This is a genomic window from Actinomadura sp. NPDC000929 (genome assembly GCF_040492065.1).
Taxonomy (GTDB): domain Bacteria; phylum Actinomycetota; class Actinomycetes; order Streptosporangiales; family Streptosporangiaceae; genus Spirillospora; species Spirillospora verrucosospora.
This window is the reverse complement of the sequence record NZ_JBEUPA010000288.1, coordinates 1-3653: the sequence shown is the minus strand read 5'-3', so window position 1 is coordinate 3653 and position 3653 is coordinate 1. Positions and strand designations below refer to the sequence as shown.

Below are 3653 nucleotides of genomic sequence, written 5' to 3'. Positions count from 1 at the left end.
GGCGGGCGCCGGGGAGGGCGGGGCCGCGGGCTGCTGCTGCGCCGGCGGCGGCCAGGCGGCGGGCGGGGGAGCCTGCTGCGCCTGGGGCTGCTGCGCCTGCTGCGGGGCCTCCTGCTGCTGCGGGGCCTCCTGCTGGGGCTCCGCCTGCTGCTCCTCGGCGGCCGGAGCGCCGCCGCCGGACGGCGCCTCGCCCTCGTCGCCGATGACGGCCAGCTCGGCGCCGACCTCGACGGTCTCGTCCTCGGCGACGGTGATGCTGGTGAGGATGCCCGAGGCGGGGGAGGGGATCTCGGTGTCGACCTTGTCGGTGGACACCTCCAGGAGCGGCTCGTCGGTCTCGACGCGCTCGCCCTCCTTCTTGAGCCAGCGGGTGACGGTGCCCTCGGTGACGCTCTCGCCGAGCTGGGGCATGGTGACGGAGACCGGCATGGTCCAGCGACTCCTTCGGAATACTTGTGCGGCTTCTCAGCCGTGCACGTGCAGTGGTTTGCCGGCGAGGGCGAGATGCGCCTCGCCGACCGCCTCGGACTGGGTCGGGTGGGGGTGGATCAGCTGGGCGACCTCGCCGGGCAGGGCCTCCCAGTTGTAGATGAGCTGCCCCTCCGCGATGAGCTCGCCGACGCGTGCGCCGACCATGTGGAGGCCGAGGACGGGGCCGTCCACGGCCGCGATCACCTTGACCTCGCCCTGCGTCCCCAGGATCTTGCTCTTGGGGTTGCCGGCGAGGTCGTAGGTGACCTCCTTGATCTCGTACCCGCGCTCACGGGCCACGGCGGACGTGATGCCGACCGAGGCCACCTCGGGGTCGGAGTAGGTGATGCGAGGGACGCCGTCGTAGTCGATCGGCGGCGGGGTGAGCCCGCTCAGCCGCTCGGCGACGAGGATGCCCTCGGCGAAGCCGACGTGGGCCAGCTGCGGGGTCGGGATCAGGTCGCCGACCGCGGAGATCGTGGGGACGCTCGTGCGGCAGTACTCGTCGACCTTGACGAACCCGCGCTCGGTCTCGACGCCGGCCTCGGCCAGGCCGATGCCGTCGGAGACCGGTCCGCGGCCCACCGCCACGAGCAGCAGCTCGGCGTCGATGGTCTTGCCGTCCTCGAGGGTGACGGAGATGCCGCCCTGCGTCGTCTTGGCGCTCTGGAACCGGGTGCCGAGCTCGAACCTGATGCCGCGCTTGCGGAAGGCGCGCTCCAGCCGCTTGGAGCTGGTCTCCTCCTCCAGCGGGAGCAGGTGCGGCAGCGCCTCGACGATCGTGACGTCGGCGCCGAAGGAGCGCCACACGCTGGCGAACTCGACGCCGATGACGCCGCCGCCGAGGATCACGACCGAGCCGGGGACGTGCTCCAGCCGCAGCGCGTGGTCGCTGGAGATGACGCGCTCGCCGTCGATCTCCAGGCCGGGCAGCGACTTCGGCGCCGACCCCGTGCCGAGCACGATGTGCCCGCCCTCGATGCGGCGGATCCCCTCGGCGGTCTCGACCTCGACCGCGGTGGGGCCGGCCAGCCGCCCGGTGCCGTGCACGACCTCGATGCCCCGGGACTTGATCAGCCCGGTGAGGCCCTTGACGGTCGTCGAGACGACCTTGTCCTTGTAGGCGTTCACCCCGGCGACGTCGATGCCCTCGAAGGTGGCCTTCACACCGAACTTCGCCGCCTCGCGGGACTGGTCCGCCACCTCGGCCGCGTGCAGCAGCGCCTTGGTGGGGATGCAGCCGCGGTTGAGGCACGTTCCGCCGAGCGACTCGTCCCGCTCGATGAGCGCGACCGACCTGCCGAGCTCGGCGGCGCGCAACGCGCACGCGTACCCGCCGCTGCCGGCACCCAGGACGACGATGTCGAAGGGGCCGTTGTTGGCCACTGGACGCTCCCTTTCCCGGTCGTGGCGCCGCGTGGATCGCGGCGTCCTGGGCGGGGCGCACCGGCAGCCGGGCCCCCACGCCACAAGAAAACCTATTCTGTTCCCCGCCCGCTCACAGCGGGCGGGACCCCCGTGGAATTCCCGTGGCCCCCTACAGGACTCCCGCGGCGACGTCCTCGGCGATCTGGACCAGTGTGCGCGCCGCGGCTCCGGTGCCGCCCTTCGGCGTGTACCCGTACGGCTCGCCCTTGTGGAAGGCGGGGCCCGCGATGTCCAGGTGGGCCCACTTGACGCCGTCCGGCACGAACTCCTTGAGGAACGTCCCGGCGACCAGCATGCCGCCCCAGCGCTCGCCGCTGATGTTGGCGATGTCGGCGACCGCCGAGTCGAGGCCCTTGCGCAGCTCCGGGGGCAGCGGCATGCCCCAGGAGGCCTCGCCCGCGCGCTCGGCCGCCGCGACCACCTTCTCGCGCACGCCGTCGTCGTTGGCCATGACGCCGAAGGTGCGGGTGCCGAGGGCGACGAGCTGCGCGCCGGTCAGGGTGGCGACGTCCACGATGAGGTCGGGGGAGTCCTCGCCGGCGCGGACGAGGGCGTCGGCCATGACGAGCCGGCCCTCGGCGTCGGTGTTGAGGACCTCCACGGTCGTGCCGCCGTAGATGCGCAGCACGTCGGACGGGCGCTGCGCGGTGCCGCTCGGCATGTTCTCGGCGAGGGCGAGGTAGCCGACGACGTTGACCGCGGGGCGCAGCTCGGCGATGGCGGCGAGCGCGCCGAGCACGGCGGCCGCGCCGCCCATGTCGGACTTCATCCAGTCCATCGCCTCGCTCGGCTTGAGGGACAGGCCGCCGGAGTCGAACGTGATGCCCTTGCCGACGAGGGCGAGCGTCCTGGACGCCTCCGGGTGGGTGTAGGCGAGCCGGACGAGCCGCGGCGGGTTCACCGATCCCTGCCCGACGCCCACGATGCCGCCGTACCCGCCCTCGACGAGGGCCTTCTCGTCCAGCACCTCGATGGCGAGGCCGGTCTCGCCGGCGACCCGCTCGGCCTCGCCGGCGAAGTCCTCGGGGGACAGGTGGGACGGCGGGGTGTTCACCAGGTCGCGGACGAGCCGGACCGACGCGGCGAGGGTGCGGGCGCGCCCGAGGGCGGCCTCCTCGGACGCGGGGGCGACCAGGCGGATCTCCTCGACCGGGCTCTTGTGGCCGTCGCCGGTGCGGAAGGCGTCGAAGGAGTAGGCGCCGAGCAGCGCGCCCAGCGCGACGGCCTCGACGCCCTCGGCGCCGGAGGCGGGGAGCGCGACCGCGACCCGGGCGGTGCCCGCGAGGGAGCGGACGGCGGCGCCGGCGGCGCGGCGCAGGTCCTCGGCGGAGGGGTCCTCGCCGAGCCCGGCGGCCACGATGACCTTGGCGGGGACGGCGCCGAGCGAGGGCAGCCTGGTCACCTCGCCGGCCTTGCCGGTGGCGCCGAGCGCGCCCAGCGCGTCCGCGAGCCTGCCGTCCATCGCGCGGTCGAGGGCTTGCGCGCCGTCGGCCGGCGCGGCGCCCGCCGCGGCGGGGGCGACGCCGATCACGATCGCGTCGACGTCGAGGCCGGCCAGGTCTGCGCTGTCAAGGCTGATGCTCGTCACGTAGCCCGATGTTAGTCCTCCCGGTGACCGGTTTCGTCCTTTTGGATCAAGCATTGCCCTCCGGGGGGCCGCCGCGCCCTCAGGGCAGCGCCGCGAGGGCGACCAGCGCGGCCGTCGCGGCGATCTCGACGAGGGCGCCGAGCGGGACGTGTCCCCGCGAGACAGG

The 3653-nt window shown here is 74.0% G+C and carries 3 protein-coding genes; all 3 read right to left on the bottom strand.

Annotated features, from left to right (window positions below; translation table 11 throughout):
* Positions 1-429: biotin/lipoyl-containing protein (locus ABWI04_RS42090; RefSeq protein ID WP_353835906.1), on the bottom strand; the 429-nt coding region annotated here is incomplete at its 3' end.
* 36 nt (positions 430-465) lie between these two features.
* On the bottom strand, positions 466-1857 hold the full coding sequence (gene lpdA, locus ABWI04_RS42085; protein WP_345187815.1) for a dihydrolipoyl dehydrogenase: 1392 nt from the start codon (positions 1855-1857) through the stop codon (positions 466-468).
* Between the two features lie 151 nt (positions 1858-2008).
* Positions 2009-3541 (bottom strand): leucyl aminopeptidase, encoded by a 1533-nt coding sequence (locus ABWI04_RS42080; RefSeq protein ID WP_353835905.1) that lies wholly within the window; start codon positions 3539-3541, stop codon positions 2009-2011.
* Positions 3542-3653: the final 112 nt, after the last annotated feature.

Bases quoted from the DNA above. Each gene is read 5' to 3' on its own strand.
- ABWI04_RS42080 (WP_353835905.1), bottom strand. From the start codon at position 3,541: ATGCTTGATCCAAAAGGACGAAACCGGTCACCGGGAGGACTAACATCG.